This is a genomic window from Rhizobium sp. 10N427, from assembly GCF_056394605.1.
Window position 1 is genome coordinate 792,975 of the sequence record NZ_JBFTID010000001.1, and the last position, 20,880, is coordinate 813,854.

Genomic DNA, 20,880 nt, shown 5'->3' on the forward strand with positions numbered 1-20,880 from the left:
CGGCGGGCTTTTGTTCCCGCCATTTCACTCTTGCGGCAGGCGGCGGAGCAGTCTCTTTCCGCCTATTGTCAGGCTCGCGCAGTCATGGTCATGCGCGGCGGAAAATCTGCGCCTGTGTCCCCTTTGGAAAGCTCTTTGAGCTGACCAGTTCAAGGCGGCGGAGCGACGTGACGCCGGAGAAGATCGGCAGGCCGCGGCCGAGCGCCAACGGGTAGACCATCAGCCGGTATTGATCGACCAGATCGGCGGCGATGAGACTCCGTGCGAAGCTGGCGCCGCCATGGGCAACGATGGGGTCTCCGTCGGTGGCCTTGAGTTTGGCGATCTCCTCGCTGAGATCACCGCTCGCCACATAGGCGTCCGGCCAGTTGCCGGTCTCGGCAGCCTCCAGGACGGCCGCTCCCGACTTCGAAAAGACGGCCTTCGGTATCTCGTTCATCGGCGCGGCGAATGGCCCTGCCGCGGTCGGCCAGAATCCGGCCATACTCCTGAAGCTGCGGCTGCCCATGATGTGCAGGCCGGCATCCGCGACCGTCTCAACCTTCCAGGCAATCGCCTCCTGGTCGCCGTTGAAGATCCAGTCGATTTCGCCTTCGGGACCGCAGACGAAGCCGTCGAGCGACATGGCCATGGTCAGGATCAGGTCTCGCATTGCTCTCTCCTCGTGCTGTTCTGATCCAAGGACGCTGAGGCGGCGCAGATTCCGACAGCGCCGCCGAAAAATCGGGACATCAGTCGATGAAGACGCCGACGCTGGCCGCACGGCCCATGGCGTCGATGACGGTCAGCTTCGAATAGCCGCCGCCGTCCGGCAGCCACTGGTTGGTGCGGCGGCGCGAGAGATCCGGCAGCGGCTTGCCGTTTGCCAGCCATCGGAACGGCGCCCGGCCGCCCTGCAGTTTCAGCACGAGCGGCGAGAGATCGCCGTTCTTGGCGCCGAGATCCACATGCGCGCCCTCGGGCGGATAGACGATCTGCGGCGCGGATTCGCGTGAGGAGTTGACCAGAAGGCCGCTGGCATTCAGCGCAAAACGACGCTGGCTGACTGGCAGGTCCTGTTTGGCGATGCGGATCGCGCCGGAGGGCGGACGGGGCAGCGGCGTCGTGGCGATGCCGGACTTGGCGAAACCTTCGAAGAGGATCGGCGCTGCGGTGCCGTATCCGGTCAGCCCGGGAACCGCGCCGTTGTCGGGACGGCCGACCCAGACGCCGAGGACGTAGCGGCCATCATAGCCAACCGACCAGGCGTCACGGTAGCCGTAACTCGTGCCGGTCTTGTAGGCAATGCCGCGCTGCGGCGCGCCGGCAGGCGGGATGACGCCGGAGAGGATATCAGTGATGTTCCAGACGGCGACCGGTTCCAGCAGCGGCTCACCGTCAATCTTGCCGGGTATGCCGGTCACGCCATCGCCGATCCTGACCGGCTGACCGTTGTTGGTGAGCGCGGTATAGAGCTGCACCAGATCCTTCAGCGTGATGCCGACGCCGCCGAGGCCAATTGCCAGGCCCGGCGTCTCGTTCGGCGGCAGGCTCGGCTGAACCTCGGCGCGGCGGAAGCGCACCATCAGCCGCGTCGGGTTCACGGCATCGAGAAGCTTTACGGCCGGGACGTTCAGTGACAGCTGCAGCGCCTCGCGGATCGTCACGTCGCCCTGATAGCTCATGTCGAAATTGCGCGGCCGGTAACCGAAGAAATCCGCCGGACGGTCCTCGATGATGGTTTCCTGGGCGATGAGCCCCTGCTCGAAGGCGAGACCATAGATGAAGGGCTTCAGCGTCGAACCCGGCGAGCGGCTGATGCGGGTCATGTCGATCCAGCCGGAGCGGCTGGCATCGAAATAATCGGCCGAGCCGACCTCACCGACGATCTCGCCGGAGCGGGCATCCGCCATCACCATGGCAATCGACAGCTTCGGGCCGAGCCGCATCGCGGCATTCCTGGCGGTCAGTTCCAGTCCTGCCTGGACCTGCTTCTTCAGCGTCGTCTTGTGCTCGCGCTCTTTGGGCGCCTTGCGCAGCGCCGCTTCGGCAACATGCGCTGCAAGCGCCGGCAGCTGCATGCGCCGCGCTGGCACCAGCGTCGCCTCGGCACGCCCGGCTTCGCCATCACCGACGGCGTCGGCAACTGCGACACGCTCCAGCACCCGCTTGCGCGCGGCTTCCGCGGCGGCGAGATTGCGGTCGGGGCGCCGCTTTTCTGGAAGCTGCGGCAAGGCGACGAGGAGAGCGGCCTGTGCCACCGTCAGCCGCTTCGGCTCCTTGCCGAAATAGGCAAGGCTCGCGGCCCTAACCCCTTCCAGATTGCCGCCATAGGGGGCATGGGTCAGGTAGAGATTGAGGATCTGCTCCTTCGATAGCCGCCGTTCGATCTGGATCGCGCGCACCACCTGCAGCAGCTTGGCCGACAGCGAGCGGCCGCTCCGCGGCTCGATCAGCCGCGCCACCTGCATCGACAGCGTCGAGGCGCCGGAGACAATTCGGCCGCTGGTGGCGAGCTGCAGCGCTGCCCGGCCGATCGCCAGCGCATCGATGCCGCGATGGTCGTAGAAGCGCCGGTCCTCATAGGCGACCAGCATGCGCAGGAATTGCGGATCGACGTCGGAGACATCCGTCTTCAACCGCCAGCGGCCCTCAGGCGTTGCGAAGGCGCGCAGCAGCTGGCCGTCGGCATCCAGCACTTCGGCGGAGACCTGCCCGGCAGTATCGAGCGGCGGCGGGTAGGCCTTGTCGAGCGCATCGAGGCCAAGCGCCAGCGCGCCGGCGAAGATCACGCCGGCGGCCGATGCAATGGTGAGCCTGTGCCAGAGCCGCATTACTGTGCTGCGACAACCTCCATCTTGCCGGTCGCGGTGCGGGCCGAGAGCTGCGGACGGTACATGTCCTCGACGACGGCAGCCGGATGGTCGTAGGTGCCCGGGGTCACGGCGCGCACGACATAGGCGACGTTGATCTCGCGATTGTCGCCTTCCGAGCGGTTGAAAGCCGCCACGAAGCGGTCGTCGCGGAACTCGGTATGGGCGGCCGTCTGTTCGCCGATCCAGTCGAAATTCGTCAGCTGGGCGCTATCGACCAGGCTCGGATTGTCGATCTGGAAACCGGCCGGCAGCAGGTCGGTGACGACGATGCGCGACGGCCAGTTATTGCTTTCGGTCACATGCAGCACGACGACATAGCGCTCGTTCTGCTTGGCTTCGCTGACATTCGCCTCCTCGCCATCGAGCGTGTAGTAGCTGCGCTCTATCGCAAAGCCGTCGCCGCCGGCAGGCAGCGGCGTCACCGGGGCGGCAACAGTCGTCACCACCGCGGAGACCGTGTCGCTGGTGGCGCTGGTCAGGGTCAGCGGATTGTTCAGGAGCGCATCGCCGCTCATCGACGCCATGTAGGAGCCGGTATGTTCGGCACCGTTGACATCGACCTTCAGCGCATCGTCACCGCTCTGGATGGCGCGGGCGGCCAGCAGCATCCAGGCCTGTTCCTGGGTGCTCGTCCACTTGGAGCGGTTGAACTCCTTGGCGACGGCCTTGGCGAGCTCCGGAATGACCGGCGGCACCGGACGGCTTTCGGCCGCCAGCGCCAGGATCGCCGCGCCATCGCGCAGGATCGAGCCATAGTCGGTGCGCGAAAGATTGACGCGCTGGACCATCGACGTTTCGGTCATCTGCAGCGCATCGACGAAGATGTTCTTCGAGCGTGTCGCATCGCCGTAGAGCGCCAGCGCCGCGGCGATATGGGCCTTGGCGAGCGGTGTCGGGAAGTCGTTGATCATCGTGTCTGCGTAGTAGCGCAGATCACTGATCGCCGCCTTCTTGTTGCGGGCGAGAACGTAGAGCGCATAGGCGATATTGTCGCCCTGCGTCTTGACATCGACGTCGTAGCTCAGCGCGTTCTGCAGGTTCTCAAGCGCCTGCACCAGCGCGCGGTCCGGCACGTCGTATTTCTCTTCACGTGCGCGGGTCAGGAAGTCGGTGACGTAGGAATCGAGCCAGAGGTCGCCTGAGTCAGGTCCCCAGAGGCCGAAGCTGCCTGCCGATGCCTGGTAGGAGAGCACGCGGTAGATCGCGTCCTGCACCCGCTTCTTCACATCGGCGTCGTCTTCAAGTCCTGCCTGCTTGGCGAGTTCGCCGAGATAGAGCAGCGGCATGGCGCGGCTCGTCGTCTGCTCGGCGCAGCCGAAAGGATAACGGTCGAGGGTCATCAGCAGCGCCGGGATATCGAAGGCGGCGGAGCGGGTGACGTTCACGCTGACGGAGGCGCCGGGCAGCACGCTGTCGGCCAGCAGCTCCTTGTCGATCTTCAACGAGGCCCCCGGTTTCAGCGCGATGACGCGGCGCTCGGTGACCGGCAGCGAAGCCGGGCGAACCGGCACATCGACGGTCTGGTCGAGCGACAGGCCCGAGGCATCGGAGAGGTTGATCGAGACGGAACCCTGGCCGGGCTGCTTGCCGATCACGGCAAGCGTCAGGTCGGATTTGGCGCCAGCATCGAGATGGATCGTCTTGGAAGCCGAGGCGGCATCGACGCCGACAGCGTCATTGCCCGTGATCGCCACCTTGAAGTCGCCTGCTGGCGCATCGGTATTGGCGATGTCGAGGCGCAGTTCGGCCTTGTCTCCCGGCGCCAGGAAGCGCGGCAGGCTGGCGGTGACAACGACGGGGTCGCGGATGATGACATCCTTGACGCCATGGCCGACACCGTCCTTCGACCAGGCAACCGCCATGACGCGGGCCGTGCCGTTGAATTGTGGAATGTCGAAGCTGACATTCGCCTTCCCCTCGGCATCGAGCTTGACCGGGCCGGAGAAGAAGGCGACGAGCTTCTGCGTCGGCGGGCTGGCGGAGAGCGCCACGGTGCCGCCGTCACCACCGGTGCGCAGCTTGCCGGTTGCGCCGAGCGAACCGTCGATCAGGCGGCCGTAGAGGTCGCGGATTTCGAGACCAAGCTGGCGCTGGCCGAAATACCAGTCTTCTGGGTTCGGCGCCTCATAGCGCGTCAGGTTGAGAATGCCGACATCGACGGCGGCAACCGTCACATAGGCATCCTCGTTGGCGCCGGCACCGGCAACTGCGAGGCTGATATTGAGCGGCCCGCGCGGCAGCATCTTGTCAGGCGCCTCGACCTTGACCTGCAGCGCGCGCTGCTCGGGATCGACCTTCAGCCATTTGATTCCGATGGAGCGCATCGGCATGTGATTGTCCTGGCTGTCGCCGGGGCGGAAGAGAGTGGCGGTGACATAGGCACCCGCACCCCAATCGGCGGTGACGGGAATATCGACTTCACCGCCGGTCTCGCCCATCGTGGCGTTCTGCACAGCCACCAGGTTCTCGGTACCCGCGGTGACCATCAGCTCGCCGCCATAGCGCGAGGTGACCTTCAGCTTGGCCGTTTCGCCGACCTTGTAGCTGTCCTTGTCGAGAGCGATTTCGAGACCATCTGGCGTCTCCGTAGAGGTCGTCTCGACGAACCAGCCGGCGTCGAATTCGAAGCTCGATGTCGGACCGTCGGCATCCGGGCTTTCGACTTCGAGGCGATAGCGGCCCCAGCCGACAGGCACGGAAATCTTGCCGCCATCGGTTCCGGCATCGATCACGCCATCTGCGACCTGGCGGGCATTGTAGGCAGGTTCGTATTTCCAGGCGGTGCCGTCGCGGTACCACTGGTACTCGCGCTCGAGGTTGTAGAATTTCCAGCGCAGGCCCTTCACTTCCTGTTTCTGGCCTTCGGCGGTGATGCCGATAATATTGAAGGAGACGGTGGAATTTTCGGCGACGTCACCGGAGAATTCCGGCTTGATGCCGATCATCGGACCCTGGTTCTTCACCGGGATCACCAGCGAGCGCTCCAGCGCCCGGCCACCCTGTTCCTGCATGCGGATATAGACGGTGGCGTTGAGAAGCTGGGTGGTGGCCGGAAGGTCGCCGACGGTGAGATCGGTCGATGCCTTGCCGTTTTCATCGAGTTCCGGCAGGCCCTCGATCGTCTGGCGGTTTTCCTCGGAGGCTTCTTCATCGGCAAGGCCGAAGAAATAGCCGGGGAAGGCAGCGCTTTCGCGGGTCGGCTTCAGCACGACGTCGCCTTCGAGCGTCAGCCCGGCGGCCGGTGCGCCATAAAGGTATTTGCCGTCGATCTCGATCGTCGCGGGCGTATCCGGGCCGATTTCCTTGGCCTCGGTCTTCAGCGTCATGTCGGTGCGATCAGGCACGAAGTCATCGACCAGGAAGCTCTTGGTGCCGATCGCAGCACCCTTCGGATCCGTGTAGATGTTCATCGTCCAGGTGCCGCGCATGGCGTTCTGCTGCACCGGCAGATCGACCGTATAGCCGCCGAGATCGCTGGTTTCCTTGACGATGCGGCGGTCTTCCACACCATCGGGGCGCAGGAAGACGAAGGTGAGCGGCAGGTTCTCGATCGCCTTGCCGTCTGTGTCGCGGGCAAGCGCGGAGGCATGCACCGTCTCGCCGGCGCGGTAGATGCCGCGCTCGGTAAAGGTCATGATATCGATCGCGCCTGGCGAAGCGCGGCCCGTGACGCCGCGGTCGGAGAGGTCGAAGCCGGCGCGCGTCATGTCGAGGAAGACGTAGTCGGAATCGCCGTTCTTGGCGGTGATCACGGCAGGCGTCAGCGCCGCCGTACCGCGCATCAGGCCGGCGGTGAAGGTGGCGCGGCCGTTATCGTCGGTCTTGGCGGTGCCGAGCACTTCGTTGTTCTTGGCAAGCAGCGTCAGCTCGACGCCGGCAATCGCCTTGGCGGAAGCCAGCGAGCGGGTGAAGACGTTGAGGCCGTCGGTGCCGGCATAGGTGGTGATGCCGACATCCGAGACGACGAACCACTGCGTCGCCTTGCTGTCCCATTCATTCTCTGGCGCGTTGGCAGGCGAGGCGATTAGCACGTAGACGCCGGGCTTGCGCTGCGGCAGCGCCTCATCGACGGGGAAGCTGGTGACGACATCCTTGTTGAGGTCGTTGGCGATGTCGATCGAACCCTGCCAGACCAGCTCGCCGCTTTCGTCCTCGATGCGCTGGGCGCTGTAGCCGTCGAGCTGCGTCAGGAACTGCGAATTCGTCAGCAGCGGCGCAATGCCGCGATCGCCGATGCGGTAGAGCTTCAGCGCCGCCGACTGGATGTTGACAGAAACCAGCGGAATACCGCGGCGCGCCGTGGATGGCAGCACGAAGCTGTCGCCGGTGAAACGCACCGTCTGGCTGCGGTCCTTGACGTAGATGTCGAGGCTGACAGGCGCTTCCAGCACCTCATCGACCGACGACGGCAGGCCGGAGCGGAAGACGATCTTGTAGTTCTCGCCATGAACGAGACCTTCGACGCAGATCTGCTTGTCCTTGGCTTCGAGCGCTTTCGGCGCCTGGCCGTTCAGCGTCACGAAGGGCGTGTAATCCGTCGTCTTGACCAAGGATTCCGAGAAGGTGACGCAGGCGCGGGGATTGGCGCTGTCGGCATCGACATTATGCTCGGTGATGCGGAAGCCCTGCTCGGCCTTGAGCTTCAGATAGGCGTCGTTGACTTCCTTGGAGCTCGCAAGCGCCAGACTCGCCTTGTAGGCGTTGAGTGCCGCCCGGTAGTTCGAATTCTTCGACAGCGACGTCGCAAGCACGGCCAGCGCGTCGGCGCGCTTGGAGGCAGTGCGGGTTAGGTCATATGCGTTCAACGCATCGAGCTGCGCCTGGCCGAAGACCTGGCTGTCGGTGCCGCCGAGCGAATTGGCGGCGCGCGCGGTTTCGAGCCAGAGGTCGCCATCGTTGGGGGTGAGCGCCAATGCGCCATGGAAGGATTCCAGCGCGGCGGCGAGATTGTTGGCCGTGAGATCGAGGCGGGCGGTCGCCGTGAGATTATCGACCGACTGACCTTCCTGGGCCTCGGTCAGCTCGTTGTTGGTCTTGTAGTCACGGGCCTGCTGGATGACGTCGGCCGAGAGAAAGTTGAGGCGCGGCGCAGCACCGAGATCCGGCTCCTGCGGAATGGCGGCAGCCGTCGTCTCGACGATCCGGCCGGCGATCGCGCCCGGGAAGGCGTTCATCGTCTTGAAGTCGGATTTCAGGAAGCACCACTGGACCTTTGGATTATAGGTAAAGGCCTTGCAGCTCTTGTCGCCGATGCAGGACTTCTTGCACTGGTCGAGCGAGACGTTCTGCTCCGTCCTCAGATCGAAGCCGAAAAAATCGGCATCCTTGATCGTCTGGATATCGCGCTTCGCATCGGCGGCGCCGGCTGGCAGGCTGATCGCAAGTGCAGAAAAGGCGATGGCGGCGAAGGCGAAGAAAGAGCGTACAGACATCAAGTCCCCCCGGGCGGCTGCGCTGATCGGGCCGCACTCTTGGCTGCCCCGATGGCGTTGTCAACACAACTTATGCGGTGTCGCGTTTTCGCACAGAAGCCGCCATCGCATTGTCATGTCATCATGAGATAAGTGCTTTGGAATTGGGCCTTTTTGCTGTTTTTGGCAAGACGAAACGCGCCAAAGGGAATTGCCCTCCGGTGGACCTGTTTTTGTCAGGAAGGCGTGTCGCGCCGAGCGCGATTTCACTGCTTGCCTGCTTCGTCGAAAGCGCTGCCCCAATAAGCGGCTGTCATCCCGGCGACCGGCCGATCAGCCGGATACACTCGAACTCTCGCCGAAAATCCGAAAAGGTTTCTTGCGAGGCGTGCCGGGAAGATCCGTTCTTGCTCTGAGGGCCTGTCGAGTGTTATTCCGCCCTGTGGATAACCACGCAGGCGGCACCCTGAGCCGCCTATCATTTCAAAGGCTTAGCTAATTTTAACATTTTATCAATGTTAACAACGGGTTAAACTCGAAAAAATACGTTCCGGCCCGGAACATATCCTGTTCAGCACCGTTATCTGCTCAAGTTCCAGAGGCTCACAACCGTCCGGAATGAAGTTCTTTCGCGTGCTTGGGTTAACGGAAGAGGGCGTCATGGCCATCAATGTTGTGCGTAAATGGCTGCGGGATAACGTTATGAACCAGAGAGTATTGATTGTAGAAGACGAGTTTCTGATCGCCCTCGACCTCGAGGCGACAGTCGAAAACTTGGGAATGGAAGTCGCGGGACTTGCGACCAACAAGGAGCAGGCGTTGCAGCTTGCGCACTTGGCGGACGTGGCTTTCGTCGACATCAACCTGTCCGATGGCGCGACAGGTCCGGAAATCGGCCGCCGCCTTGCCGAAGAGCATGGCATCACGGTCGTTTTCATGACCGGCAACCCGGAGGCTGTCGCAAACGGCGTCAAGGGTGCGCTGGGTGTCGTCAGCAAGCCCGTCATGCCTGCGGTGGTCGAACAGTCGCTGAAATATGCCGTCGCGCGCCGCGCAGGCATGTTGGCGTCGGTGCCGCCGCAGATGATGGTGTTTGCCTGAAATTAGCCGCTGACGGCCGCAAGTTGCGGCCGTTCGGCTAGCTTTTCCGTGCCGTAGGCACGAAGGAAAGTCCGCACGGCATTGCGTGCTGCGCTTTCGAGCTGTGATTCCGTCGGCAATTGTCCGAACAGAAGCATCAATTGCAGATCGGCATTGCCGAGCGCCAGAAACTGGCGGGCTGCCACATCGAAATCATCGATCTTCAGAGACCCTCCGGCACTCAGCCGCGCAAACAGCGCCCCGAGCGCTGAAATGATCCTGCCCGGTCCCTGCTGACGCCAGGTCTCAAAGAGATGCGGATAGCGCTCGCCTTCGTTCTGGATCAGACGGCGCAGGAATTTTCCGTCCTGATTGCAGAAGCAGTTCTTGTTGATGCGAATTGAAAAGGCGACGAGATCGTCTTCCAGATTGTCGGCATTGACCGGGAAGGTCGAAAGCATCGAGAACAGCATCTGGTCCGCGCGGCTCATGACGTCCTCGACGACGGCGACGAATAGCGTTTCCTTCTCGCAGTAGTGATTATAGACGGTCTGTCGCGAGACATTGGCCTCGATGGCGATCTCGTCGACGCTCGCTCCGGCGAAACCCTCGCGGCAGAAAACCTCGGCCGCGGCCTCCAGGATCGATGCACGCTTCTTGAACTGGCCGCGCTGCGTCGGTCCTTCGGATCGCTTTTCGGGTGTCGCGGAATTTTTCATATCCGTAAATGTAATGCGTCTTGACGTTTTAGACAATGCTGTCTAATTTTACACCAGTGTCCAAAATAATTGACATATTGATGCGTATTCGTTGACGCTTCTCCCAAGGCGCCGATGGACCGCTCCGGACACCCAATTGAACCCCTTCGAAAGCAAAGCGGTGGTGTGAATTTCCGCCTCGTCCGCTGCGTTTTTATGAAAGATCACCGCCATGAACGCTCCATTCTTTCGCACTGCGCTCATTCTCGGCCTGCTGTCGGCCATCGGCCCGTTTGCCATCGACATGTATCTGCCGGCGCTGCCGTCCATCGGGGCGGACCTTCACTCCGACAACAGCGTGACACAGCTGAGCCTGCTTGCCTTCTTCATCTCGTTTGCACTGGCGCAGCTTCTCTATGGGCCGCTGTCCGACATGTGGGGCAGAAAGCTGCCGCTCTATATCGGTATCAGCGTCTTCGTCGTCGCCAGTGTCGGCTGCGCGCTGGCGCAGAATATCGAAACGCTGATCGCCTTCCGCTTTATCCAGGGCATCGGCGGCGCTGCCGGCATGGTCATTCCGCGCGCAGTCGTCCGCGACATGCATACCGGCGTCCAGGCAGCGCGGCTTATGTCGCTGCTGATGCTGGTTTTCTCGATCTCGCCGATCCTTGCGCCGCTGACCGGCAGTGCCGTCATTGCCTTCTACGGCTGGCGGGGCGTGTTCTGGGCAGTCACCATTGCGGCTTTCATCGGTATCCTTCTGCTGGCAACGCAGCTCGAGGAAACGCGGCCTGCCCACCATCGCAAGGAAAGCAGCATCGCTGGCGCCATGCGCGCCTACGGCATGCTTCTCCGCGACCGCAACTTCATGACGCTGACTTTCATCGGTGGCCTGGGTATCTCGAGCTTCCTCGTCTATCTCGCCAATTCGCCCTTCGTGCTCATCGAGCATTACGGGCTGACGCCGACGCAATACAGCTTCGCCTTCTCGATCAACGCCGTGTCGTTCTTCGCTGTGTCGCAGGCAACCGGCTGGCTCGGTGAGAAATTCGGCCTTGTCCGCGTCATGCGCATCGCCGTCACCTCCTACGCGCTTGTGATGATCGCCATGGTCGCCGTCATGGCCGCCGGCCTCGACCAGCTTCCTGTCATGGCTGTGTTCCTGTTCGCCGGATATGGCTTCCTCGGCCTCGTCATTCCGACCAGCGCCGTCCTGGCGCTGGAGGATCACGGTGAGATCGCGGGCACCGCGTCGTCACTGATGGGCACACTGCATTTCGTCATCTCGGCGGTCGCCATGGTCTTCTCGAGCCTGGTTGCCGATGGTACCGCGCTGCCGATGGCCGGCGGTATCGCCATCTGTGCTTTCCTGGCTTTTGCCGTGACGCAGGCAACCATCGGCCGCCGTACCGCGGTCGCAGCCGCCGAATGAACCATTGCCGCGCCGCTCCGGCGGCGCGGCGGTACTGATATCTGCAACGTTCGATTGATAATCGCCGGACGGGCCATAAGTACCTGCTGAGCAATATCATTTCGGAGAAGCAAGCATGGTCAGCGAACGGGAATTGATCTCCAAGATCACCTGGCGCCTGATGCCGTTCCTCGGCATCCTTTATCTCATCGCCTATATCGACCGGCAGAATGTCAGTTTCGCCAAGCTGCAGATGGTTGGCGATCTCGGCATGAGCGAATATGCCTACGGCCTTGGCGCCTCGCTGTTCTTCATCGGCTATTTCCTCTTCGAAGTTCCCAGCAACCTGTTTCTGAACAAGCTCGGCGCCCGCATCTGGTTCGCGCGCATTCTTGTCTCCTGGGGCATCGTCACCATCGCGCTCGCCTATACGCAGAACGCGACGATGTTCTACATCCTGCGCTTTCTGCTTGGCGTCTGCGAGGCGGGCTTCTTCCCGGGCGTGCTCTATCTGCTGACGCTCTGGTTTCCGGCGGATTATCGCGGCCGCATGGTGGGGCTGTTCATGATCTTCAGTGCGCTGGCAAACGCCGTCGGCGCGCCGCTCGGCGGCATGCTGCTCGATCTCGATGGCCTCTATGGCTATGCGGGCTGGGAATGGGTGTTCCTGGCGACAGGCATTCCGGCCGTCATCGCCGGTATCGTCACCTTCTTCTACCTCCCGGGCAATCCGCAGACCGCGACGTTCCTGAGCAGCGACGAAAAGAGCTGGCTGCAGAACCGGCTCGACAGCGAAAATGCCGGCATGGACAAGAATGCCGAGAACGGCTTCAAGGCGCTGATCGATCCGCGCGTGCTGTTGATGTCACTCTGCTACGTGGCGTTCCCCCTGGCCGCCTATGGTCTCAGCTACTGGCTGCCGACCATCGTCCATGGCTTCGGGGTCACCAACACGGTCAACGGTTTCATCAATGTCATCCCGTGGATCCTGGTCGCCGTTGCGCTCTATGCCGTGCCCGCGATGGCCGATAAGGCGCCGTCCAAAACGCCCTATATCGTCATCCCGGCCTTTATCGGTGCGGCCTGCCTGTTGCTATCGGCGCTGATCCCGAACAACACGCTGCAATTCGCCTTCCTCTGCGTTGCCGCAGCCGGCATCTTTGCGCCGCAGCCGGTATTCTGGAGCCTGCCGTCGCGCTTCCTGAAGGGCGCGGGAGCTGCCGCAGGCCTAGCCGCCATCAATTCGGTTGGTAATCTCGGCGGCTTCGTGGCGCAGAATGTCGTGCCCTGGATCAAGGATACAACCGGCAGCACGATCGCACCGATGATTTTCCTCGCGATCTGCCTCGCGGCAGGCGGCCTGCTCGTCTTCCTCGTGACGCAGCTGATCGCCCGCAAGGACCACGAGAATACGCAGGCTACAGTCAGGACGTGAGCGAGAACGCGTCACTTTCGCCGGGCACCAGCTCTAGTGGCCAGATCGTGTTGCGGGCTCCCTCCGGATAGGATTCCGCATAGGCCGGCATGGTCGCAAGCAGGGTCTCGGCGAGTTCGACGCCGAGATCGCGTAGCGACATGCGGAAGCAGGTCAGCGACGGCTGCAGGAACCGTCCGCGCGGCTCTTCGCGGAAGCCGATGATGGCGAGGTTGCGGCCGGGAATCACACCCGCTTCGACCAGCCGGCGATAGAGCCCGAATGCCATCAGCTCATAGATCAGGATGATGGCTGTCGGTTTGCTGTCGAGCAGCAAGAGCTCATGGCCCGCCTGATAGCCGCCCTGTTCGCTCGATTTCACCCGGATGACGAGATTGGGATCGTATTTGATGCCATGCCGCTCCAGCGCCCGCCGGTAGGAATCGACGAAGATGTAGCCGAGATTGATGTCGTTCGACGGTGCGGCGATAGCGATCTTGCGGTGACCCTTGGCAACCAGCCGGTCGACGGCCGACGTCGCGACGCCCTCGAAATCAAGGTCGATCCACGGGTAGTTGCCGCCCGACGAGCTGCGGCCGAGGCTGACAAAGGGGATCTTGGCCTTGACCAGCAAATCGATGCGCTTGTCGATCCGCTGTGTTGCCGAGATGATCATGGCATCGACGACGCGGCGCGCCACCATGCGCTTCAGATATTCGTAGGGGTCTTCGTCATTGGGGCAGGGCAGCATGACGAGGTCGAGCTTGTGCCGTGCCAGGACGCTCTGCAGGCCGCCGGTGACGCCGAGGAAGAAGTCGTCGCTATTTTCGACGGTCTCCTTGCTGGATTCGATCATCAAGCCGATCGCGTTGGTCGTTCCCTGACGCAGGCTGCGGCCGGACTGGTTGGCGACATAGCCAAGCTCCTCGGCGGCGGCGAGAACGCGCTTGCGGGTTTCCTCATTCACATCGGGCTTGCCGTTCAGCGCGCGGGAAACCGTTCCGATCGAAATGTCGAGATGCTTTGCAAGTTGTCGGATCCCTTTCATATCAGGCGATCTTCCTCCTCGATCAAAGCCCGTAGAACCCTCTTCTTGCCACAGGAAAACGTTTCCGGAAAGCGCTACCGCCGTCAATCGGCGAATTGGTGGATATGAATAATGAGCGAATCCGGGTCGGCGAGGATGATCGAATAGACCGGCGGCTCGAAGCAGTTCGTCGTCTTCGGTGAAACGAAGTCGAGCGCCGTCTGGTGGTTGGTACTGCGCAGGATGGCGAAAGGGATGCCCTGCCAGTTGCCGGTGATCAGCCGGTGCAGGTGGCCGGCAAAGATGTGGCGCACATTGCCATGGCTTTTCAGGAGTTCGAAGAGCGGCTCCGGTTCGGCAAGTCCGAAAAGGTCGAGGGCAGGCAGATACACCTTGGCCGGCGGATGGTGCATGAAGAGATAGACCGGCCGGTCGCTGGCTTCATCGAGTTTTTCCTTGAGCCAGGCCAGTCTCAAAGCGCAGAGCCTGCCGGTCACCTTGCCGTCGTCGAGCGTATCGAGCGTGATCACCCGGCCCTCGGGGAGATCGATCGCTGCCTGGGCAAAGCCGTTTTCGGCCATCTGATCCGGGAACGCTGCGGCAAAATTCTTGCGGATATCGTGATTGCCGAGCATCAGCCGGATGGTCAGCGGCGAGCGCTGAACGCGGGCCTTCAGGATCTCGTAAGTATCGGCGCCACCGGTCTCCGAAAGATCGCCCGATACGACGACGAGCGAGGCATCCGGGTGGAATTGCTCGACGTCGGAAAGGCACGCATCCATGCGCGCAGCGGGATCGAGGCCGAGCAGTGTTTCCCCGGCGGGGACCAGATGGAAATCAGAAATGTGGATGAGCTTCATGCGGCAGCCTCGGCATTTGCAAGCGAATGAGTGATAAGCGAAAGCAGTTCGTCGCGCATCTGCGGCGCTGCGGCGATGACCGGGCCGCCGGTCAGCAGCGTTCCGCCTTCGCCCGGAAAGTCCGCCGTCCAGCCACCGGCTTCGCGGATCATCAACAGGCCGGCTGCGCAGTCCCAGGCGTTGATATGCGGCTCGTAGTAGCCAGCCAGCCGCCCGCTGGCGACCTGCGCCAGCATGAGCGCGCCCGAACCATTGCGGATGAACATGCCGCCCGCTTCCAGAAGCAGTTCGATGAAAGCGGACACCTGCCGGAGCGGAATGCGGAAATTGGCGCCGACGCCGAGCAGGCCGGTCGAGATGCTGGCGGTCCCGTTCACATGCATGGGCCGCCCGTTGAGCTGCGCGCCTGCACCTTGCTTGGCAGTGAAGAGATCGCCTGTCGACGGCTGGCAGATCAGCCCGAGCACCGTCTCGGTGCCTTTCATGACCGCGATCGAGATGCACCATTGGTCCAGGCCGTTAACGAAGCAGCTGGTGCCGTCGATCGGATCGACCACCCAGAGATAGCCCGATGGGCCTTCGCTCAGGCCCTCTTCCTCGCCGAGCACGCCATCATCGGCAAAGGCGGCGGCAATGCGTGTGCGGATCAGCGCTTCGACCGCCTTGTCGGCCTCGCTGACGATATCCTGACCGTTGAGCTTCTGGCTGCTCTCCAGCGAAGCGAGATCGGCGAAGTAGGCGAGCGCCTTTGCCGCGGCTTCGAGGACTACCTCCCGCGCCAGAACGAAGCGCGGATCATCAGGGAATTCGCAGGGCATTGGGATCTCTCTGGGTCAGGGAACGAAGCTGTCGCGGACGATCAGCTCCGGAATGACCCGCTCATAGGCGGGGGGAAGGTCGGGGTTGGCCAGCCGTTTTTCGACCAGCTCGACAGCGCGTTGCGCCATGACGACAGGATCCTGGCGGAAGGTCGTCAGCCGGTAGCTCAGCCAGGCGGCTTCGGGAACATCGTCGAAGCCGATGACGGCGACATCCTCGGGGATGCGCAGGCCGAGTGTGGTGCGCACATAGTCCATCAGTCCGAAGGCGATCTGGTCGTTGGCGCAATAGACGGCGTCGGGATGGTCGTCCGAACGAGCGAAAAGCTGCCTGGCGGCGGCGATGCCGCTGTCATAGTCGGAATCCTTGCCGCGGCCGATGGTGACAGTTGCCCCCAGCGCTTCGGCGGCGGTTTTGAAGGCGTTCTCGCGCTCGGCGATGCTCGAGGTCGCGGAGAAGGATGCGGCGACGGCAAGCTTCCGGCGGCCCTTTTCGAAGAAGGCGTTGGCCGCTTTTCGCGATGCTTCCGAGTTGCCCGCGCGCACGTGGTCGGCATCCGGCTCGGAGCGGCCGATCACCACCAGCGGCTGGCCATTGCGATGCGCCAGCTCGACGAAATTGGCCGGCGGCGAGCCCGAGAGGATAATCGTTGCCTCGGCGCGGTGGCCAATCAGCATCTTCTGGGCGGCCAGCATTTCCTCTTCGGTCTGACCGGTGTTGATAAGGATCGGAATGCTGCCGCGCTGAATCAGCGCCTTTGACAAGGCCGCCGCAAGATGGGCCCGGAAGCCGACTTCCGGCCGTGTCGCAACGATGCCGACAAGCCGGCTCTGGTTGGCAAGCACGCCACGCGCCAGGTCGTTGACCTGATAACCTAGCTCGTCGGCCGCCTTCAGCACCTTCTCGCGCGTCAGCGGTGCGACGCTGGCGCCCGGCGTGAAGGTGCGCGAAACCGCCGATCGCGAGACGCCGGCAAGCTGCGCCACCTGTTCGGCGCTGACGAAGCGCATCCGCTCCTTGCGCTGGTTCTTGGCGTCGTTGATCGGGCCGTCATTCATGACAATCTCTCAATGCCCCACGCGTGAAAGGACGTCTGCCTTCAGGAATCGCTCGACGATAAACATAAAGACCAAGGAAGGAATGAGCAGCAAGAGGGCAGTGATCGAGGCGATCTGATAATTACCGCCCGAACCTGCAGTATACAGCAGAAGCGGCAGCATGTTCACATCCGGTGCGCCGACGAAATAGCTTCCGGTAAATTCATCGAGACTTTCGAGGAAGACGAAGATGGCGCTGGCCATCAGGCCGGGTGCGGCGAGCGGCAAGGTGATATCCATGAAGGCACGCATTGCACTCGCGCCGGCCGAGCGCGCCGCCTGTTCCAGCTCCTCGTCGATCGCCGAGAAGGCGGCCGTGGCAATCCAGACGGCGTAGACCAGACCATGCGAGGCATGGACGAGAACGACGCCAAGGATCGTGCCATTGAGGCGGATCTCGTAGAAAATGCGGGCGACGTTCACATAGACCGTCAGGTTCGGAAACGCCTGAGGAATGAGGAAGGCCAGCAGGATCAGCGCCCGGAAAGGCAATTTCAGCCGCGCCAGCGCGTAACCGGCAGGGATCGCCAGCAGCAACGAAACCACGACGGTCAGCACGGCGACGATCAGCGAATTGGTCAGCGATTCCAGCGCGCCGCCGCGCGGCGCGAACACCTTGGCCCAGCTGCTGAAGCCATATTGCAGCGGCAGGCTGTGCGGGAAGTACCATTTCTCGGCGACGGTCCAGAGCAGCAGGTTTGCCAGCGGCCCGAAGATGAAGAAGGCCATCAGGCCGAAGATGATGCCGCGCGGGATCCACCAAAGTGCCGAGAGCGGGCTCGCTTGCGATTGCGAAGGGGAAAGCGTGGCGAGGGTCATGCGCGCTCCTTCAGGCTCTGGCGCAGGTAGATCCAGGCGACCGACGAGGCGAGCACCAGCGAGACGAGGCCGAGGGCATTGGCGACGCCATAGTCACCATAGGCGTTGACGCGGAAGGCGATGTCGGCGGTCAGCATGGTGGGTGACTGCGCGTTGATCATCAGCGGTACCGAGAGAACGGACATCATGGTGACGAAAGACAGGATCAGGCCGACGGTCAGCGTCACCGACACCTGCGGCACGAGAATTTCAAAGAGCAGGCGCAGGCGCGAAGCGCCGAGATTGCGCGCGGCCTCGATCGTGTCGCGATTGACGGAGGCCATGGCGCCGGCAACCAGCAGTGTCACGAACGGCGTCTGTTTCCAGACGAAGGCAATGACGATACCGCGCCAGTCGAGATAGCTTTGGGCGTCGATCGGCGTCAGCAGCCCGAGGCTGATCAGCGTGCTGTTCATCAGCCCGCTCTTGGCGAGGAACGTGCGCAGGATCTGGCCAACGACGATGAAGGGAATGAACATCGGCCAGCGATAGAGCCAGCGCAGGATGGCAACGGCGACTGGATGCTCGCCGAGCGTGAGATAGCCGCCGATGGCGATCGAGGCGAGGCCGATCAGGATGGTCGAGATGGTGATGATCACCACCGAAAAGATGATGTCCTTGGTGTAGAGATCGAAGGTCTTGTAGAAATTGTCCCAGCCGAACCCGCCGCCTTCGATACGAAAGGCGCCAACCGCCGACATGACCAGCGGCAGGATGAAGAGAAAGGCAATCACCGCAAGTGCCGGAAGCACGAGCAAGAGACCGAGCAGGCGTCTGGACATCGTTTGACCTCGCTTCTTGTTCCCTTCTCCCCTCGGGGAGAAGGTGGCCCAGAGGGCCGGATGAGGGGGTGATCGGGCGGGGAGCGGCCTTGCTTTCGCCGGCCGTTCGCTCCTCCGTCGCTCACCCCCTCATCTGTCCTTCGGACATCTTCTCCCCGCTGGGGAGAAGGCAGTGCATTACTTCACAGACTGCTCGTAGGCTTCGAGGATCGCGGTGTTGTAAGGCGCGATCGGGAAAGGCTTGCCTTTGGTGGCGAGGTCTTCAGGCGTGATGTCGACGAACAGCTTGTTCCAGGTGGCGTCATCGAGCTTCGGCTTGACGAACTGGGCGTCGATACCCGGATACCAGTTGAACTTCTTCACGATGCCGTCGGCCTGAACTTCAGGGCTGGTGGCGAGCGCGATGAACTTCTCGGCGAGGTCCTTATGCGATGCCTTAGCCGGAACGACATAGTGCATCGGCTGACCCGGCATCCCCGGAGCCGGCAGAACCAGCTTCAGTTCCGGCGGCAGCTGGCCATTGGCCTGCCAGGAGTAGAACATGTCGACCCAGACTGGGCCCATGGCGATTTCGCCGCGCGAGAGCAGGTCGAGCGTGCCGGCGTTGCCAGGCGTCAGCGTTGCGTTCTTCGTGAAGTCGGCGAGACTCTTGAAGGCATCGCCCCACTTGGTGGTCTCATCCTGCTTGAACGGGCCGGTCATCAGGTTGGCAGCATCGCCGCCGCCGAAGGCGTAGATCCAGCCCATGACGAAGCTGACGCCCGATGCGCCGCCCTTGATGCCGTTATAGCCGAACTGCTTCGGATGTTCCTTGGCCCATGCTGCGAGCTCGGTGTAGCTCTTCGGCGGGTTCGGAACGAGAGCCGGGTTATATGCAATCGCTGTCTGGCTGTTGAACATCGGCATGACATAGCCGTCGACGTCGGAACCGAGGGCGTTCTTGGCGTTGTCGCGCGAGACCAGCTTGCCGGTGTCGATCGCGCCGCGATACTTCTCGAGATAGCCCTTCTGGACCATCGGGCCAGCGAACTTCTCGTGGACGACGGCAACGTCGATATCCCAGTTTGCCGTGTTGGCAGCCTGCTGGGCATCGAAGCGCTCGAGGATCTTCTGCGAACCGGCGTCGCCGGGGCCGGTGCCGACGGCGCGAACCGTGTTGCCCGGATAGGCCTTTTCAAAAAGCGGTCCGAGATACTGGTTGATGTAATCGACCATGTTCTGGTCGCCAGCGGTCGCAACGGTCAGTTCTTCGGCCTTCAGCGGGAAGGCGGCGAGAGCGACGGCGAAAGCTGCATAGGTCAGTCTCTTCATGAGTATGTCTCCATGGGTTCAAAAAGATAAAGTCATGCGTGAGCTTTCCCGGCCGCGGACCGGGAAATGGCAATGGCCGGGTTGGACTCCGGCGAATTGAAAAGAAACAGCGCGTCCGGTCCGATATGGACCTGCACGCGGTCACCGGGCTCGAAGGCGCGTGGCGCATCGGCCATGATGTCGCGCTCGCCGAGCCTGACGGAATGGCGCCAATGGCCGCCCGGATAGCTAACGGCGGTCACCTCGCCCTCGAAGGTCATGCCGGGTGCCGCGATCGGCGTGTCCATCGGCAGCAGCTGGGCGGCTTCCGGCCGGAACCGCGCCTCGATGGCGCCGGGCGCAAGCTTGCGGCCGAGCAGCGGCACGCTGCCTGCGGCATTGGCAGGACCTGCGGCGATGTGGAAACAGTCACCCTGCGGCACGCCTTCCAGCGGCAGCACGTTCTCGGCGCCCATGAAGGCGGCGACGAAGGCGGATGCCGGGCGGTTGTAGACATCCTCGGGCGTTCCCTGCTGGGCGATCTCTCCGGCATTGAGGATGACGATGCGATCGGCCATCACCATGGCCTCTTCGCGGTCATGGGTGACGTGAACGGCAGTAATGCCGAGGCGCTTCTGCAGTGCGCGAAGCTCATGGCGGACCGTGAGGCGAATGCGGGCGTCGAGATTGGAAAGCGGCTCATCGAGCAGCAGGATCTCAGGGTCGATGGCCAATGCACGGCCAAGGGCGACGCGCTGGCGCTGGCCGCCTGACAGTGCCGCGGGCTTTCGTGCACCAAGCCCGTCGAGGCCGAGCAGGCTCTGCATGGCGGCGACGCGCGTCGCGATCTCCGCCTTCGCAACGCCGCGCAGCTTCAGGCCGTAGCCGATATTCTGCGCCACCGTCATATGTGGCCACAGCGCGTAGGACTGGAAGACCAGCGCCATGCCGCGCTTGTCCGGCGGCAGGTGAGTAACGTCGCGATGGCGCACGGAAACCGTGCCGGAGGAGGGCGCGATGAAACCAGCCAGCACCCGCAACAGCGTCGTCTTTCCACAGCCGGAAGAGCCGAGCAGGGCCACGAATTCGCCGCGCTGAATGCTGAGGTTGATATCGTTCAGAACCTTGGTGCTGCCATATCTGCAGGCAACGGAATTCAGTTCCAGAAACGCGTCCTGGTTCATCGTGTCTCCTCCCATTGCACGGCTGTGCAATCCGATCTGGAGCTTAGTAGAATGTTTGTTTAACAGCCAGATGACATCGCAGATATTTCTGTGC

15 protein-coding genes are annotated in these 20,880 nt (G+C 62.6%); 3 read left to right on the forward strand and 12 right to left on the reverse strand.

Annotated features, from left to right (window positions below; translation table 11 throughout):
• Positions 1-88 precede the first annotated feature (88 nt).
• From AC1DIJ_RS03490 to AC1DIJ_RS03500, 3 genes are all read right to left on the reverse strand, one after another.
• Positions 89-652, reverse strand: a complete 564-nt coding sequence (locus tag AC1DIJ_RS03490) for a dihydrofolate reductase family protein (RefSeq protein WP_112388918.1) — start codon at positions 650-652, stop codon at positions 89-91.
• A 79-nt stretch (positions 653-731) separates the two neighbouring features.
• Positions 732-2,813: a penicillin-binding protein 1C gene (gene pbpC, locus AC1DIJ_RS03495; RefSeq protein ID WP_112388919.1), complete on the reverse strand. Its 2,082-nt coding sequence runs from the start codon at positions 2,811-2,813 to the stop codon at positions 732-734.
• Positions 2,813-8,287, reverse strand: a complete 5,475-nt coding sequence (locus tag AC1DIJ_RS03500; protein ID WP_112538737.1) for an alpha-2-macroglobulin family protein — start codon at positions 8,285-8,287, stop codon at positions 2,813-2,815. The genes pbpC and AC1DIJ_RS03500 overlap by 1 nt, the downstream gene beginning before the upstream one ends.
• 639 nt (positions 8,288-8,926) lie before the next feature.
• On the opposite strand from AC1DIJ_RS03500, the gene AC1DIJ_RS03505 reads away from it, so the two are divergent.
• Positions 8,927-9,367: a response regulator gene (locus AC1DIJ_RS03505; RefSeq protein WP_112388921.1), complete on the forward strand. Its 441-nt coding sequence runs from the start codon at positions 8,927-8,929 to the stop codon at positions 9,365-9,367.
• Between the two features lie 2 nt (positions 9,368-9,369).
• Here AC1DIJ_RS03505 and AC1DIJ_RS03510 read toward each other — a convergent pair whose 3' ends face one another.
• Positions 9,370-10,101 carry a TetR/AcrR family transcriptional regulator gene (locus AC1DIJ_RS03510; protein WP_112388922.1) on the reverse strand — a complete coding sequence of 244 codons (732 nt, stop codon included), beginning with the start codon at positions 10,099-10,101 and terminating at the stop codon, positions 9,370-9,372.
• Between the two features lie 175 nt (positions 10,102-10,276).
• Between AC1DIJ_RS03510 and AC1DIJ_RS03515 the strand changes: the two genes are divergently transcribed.
• Together AC1DIJ_RS03515 and AC1DIJ_RS03520 are read left to right on the forward strand one after the other, a co-directional pair.
• On the forward strand, positions 10,277-11,476 hold the full coding sequence (locus AC1DIJ_RS03515) for a multidrug effflux MFS transporter (RefSeq protein ID WP_112388923.1): 1,200 nt from the start codon (positions 10,277-10,279) through the stop codon (positions 11,474-11,476).
• A gap of 115 nt (positions 11,477-11,591) precedes the next feature.
• Entirely contained in the window at positions 11,592-12,890 is a 1,299-nt protein-coding gene (locus tag AC1DIJ_RS03520) for an MFS transporter (RefSeq protein ID WP_112388924.1), read from the forward strand.
• Here the strand turns inward: AC1DIJ_RS03520 and AC1DIJ_RS03525 are convergent.
• From AC1DIJ_RS03525 to AC1DIJ_RS03560, 8 genes are all read right to left on the reverse strand, one after another.
• Positions 12,880-13,917, reverse strand: a complete 1,038-nt coding sequence (locus AC1DIJ_RS03525; RefSeq protein WP_112388925.1) for a substrate-binding domain-containing protein — start codon at positions 13,915-13,917, stop codon at positions 12,880-12,882. The genes AC1DIJ_RS03520 and AC1DIJ_RS03525 overlap by 11 nt on opposite strands.
• Positions 13,918-14,000: 83 nt before the next feature.
• Positions 14,001-14,756, reverse strand: a complete 756-nt coding sequence (locus AC1DIJ_RS03530; RefSeq protein WP_112388926.1) for a phosphodiesterase — start codon at positions 14,754-14,756, stop codon at positions 14,001-14,003.
• Positions 14,753-15,574: an inositol monophosphatase family protein gene (locus tag AC1DIJ_RS03535; RefSeq protein ID WP_112388927.1), complete on the reverse strand. Its 822-nt coding sequence runs from the start codon at positions 15,572-15,574 to the stop codon at positions 14,753-14,755. Before AC1DIJ_RS03535 ends, AC1DIJ_RS03530 begins: the two co-directional genes overlap by 4 nt.
• A gap of 15 nt (positions 15,575-15,589) precedes the next feature.
• Positions 15,590-16,633 carry a LacI family DNA-binding transcriptional regulator gene (locus tag AC1DIJ_RS03540; protein WP_112388928.1) on the reverse strand — a complete coding sequence of 348 codons (1,044 nt, stop codon included), beginning with the start codon at positions 16,631-16,633 and terminating at the stop codon, positions 15,590-15,592.
• Positions 16,634-16,642: 9 nt separating this feature from the next.
• Complete coding sequence (locus tag AC1DIJ_RS03545) at positions 16,643-17,491, reverse strand: ABC transporter permease (protein WP_310290242.1); 849 nt, start codon at positions 17,489-17,491, stop codon at positions 16,643-16,645.
• Positions 17,488-18,312 (reverse strand): ABC transporter permease, encoded by an 825-nt coding sequence (locus AC1DIJ_RS03550; RefSeq protein WP_112388929.1) that lies wholly within the window; start codon positions 18,310-18,312, stop codon positions 17,488-17,490. The genes AC1DIJ_RS03545 and AC1DIJ_RS03550 overlap by 4 nt, the downstream gene beginning before the upstream one ends.
• A gap of 177 nt (positions 18,313-18,489) precedes the next feature.
• The gene (locus AC1DIJ_RS03555) at positions 18,490-19,623 is read right to left on the reverse strand and encodes an ABC transporter substrate-binding protein (RefSeq protein ID WP_112388930.1); all 1,134 of its coding nucleotides are present in this window, start codon (positions 19,621-19,623) and stop codon (positions 18,490-18,492) included.
• Between the two features lie 32 nt (positions 19,624-19,655).
• A complete protein-coding gene (locus AC1DIJ_RS03560; protein WP_112388931.1) occupies positions 19,656-20,786 on the reverse strand; it encodes an ABC transporter ATP-binding protein in 1,131 nt (376 codons plus the stop codon).
• Positions 20,787-20,880: the final 94 nt, after the last annotated feature.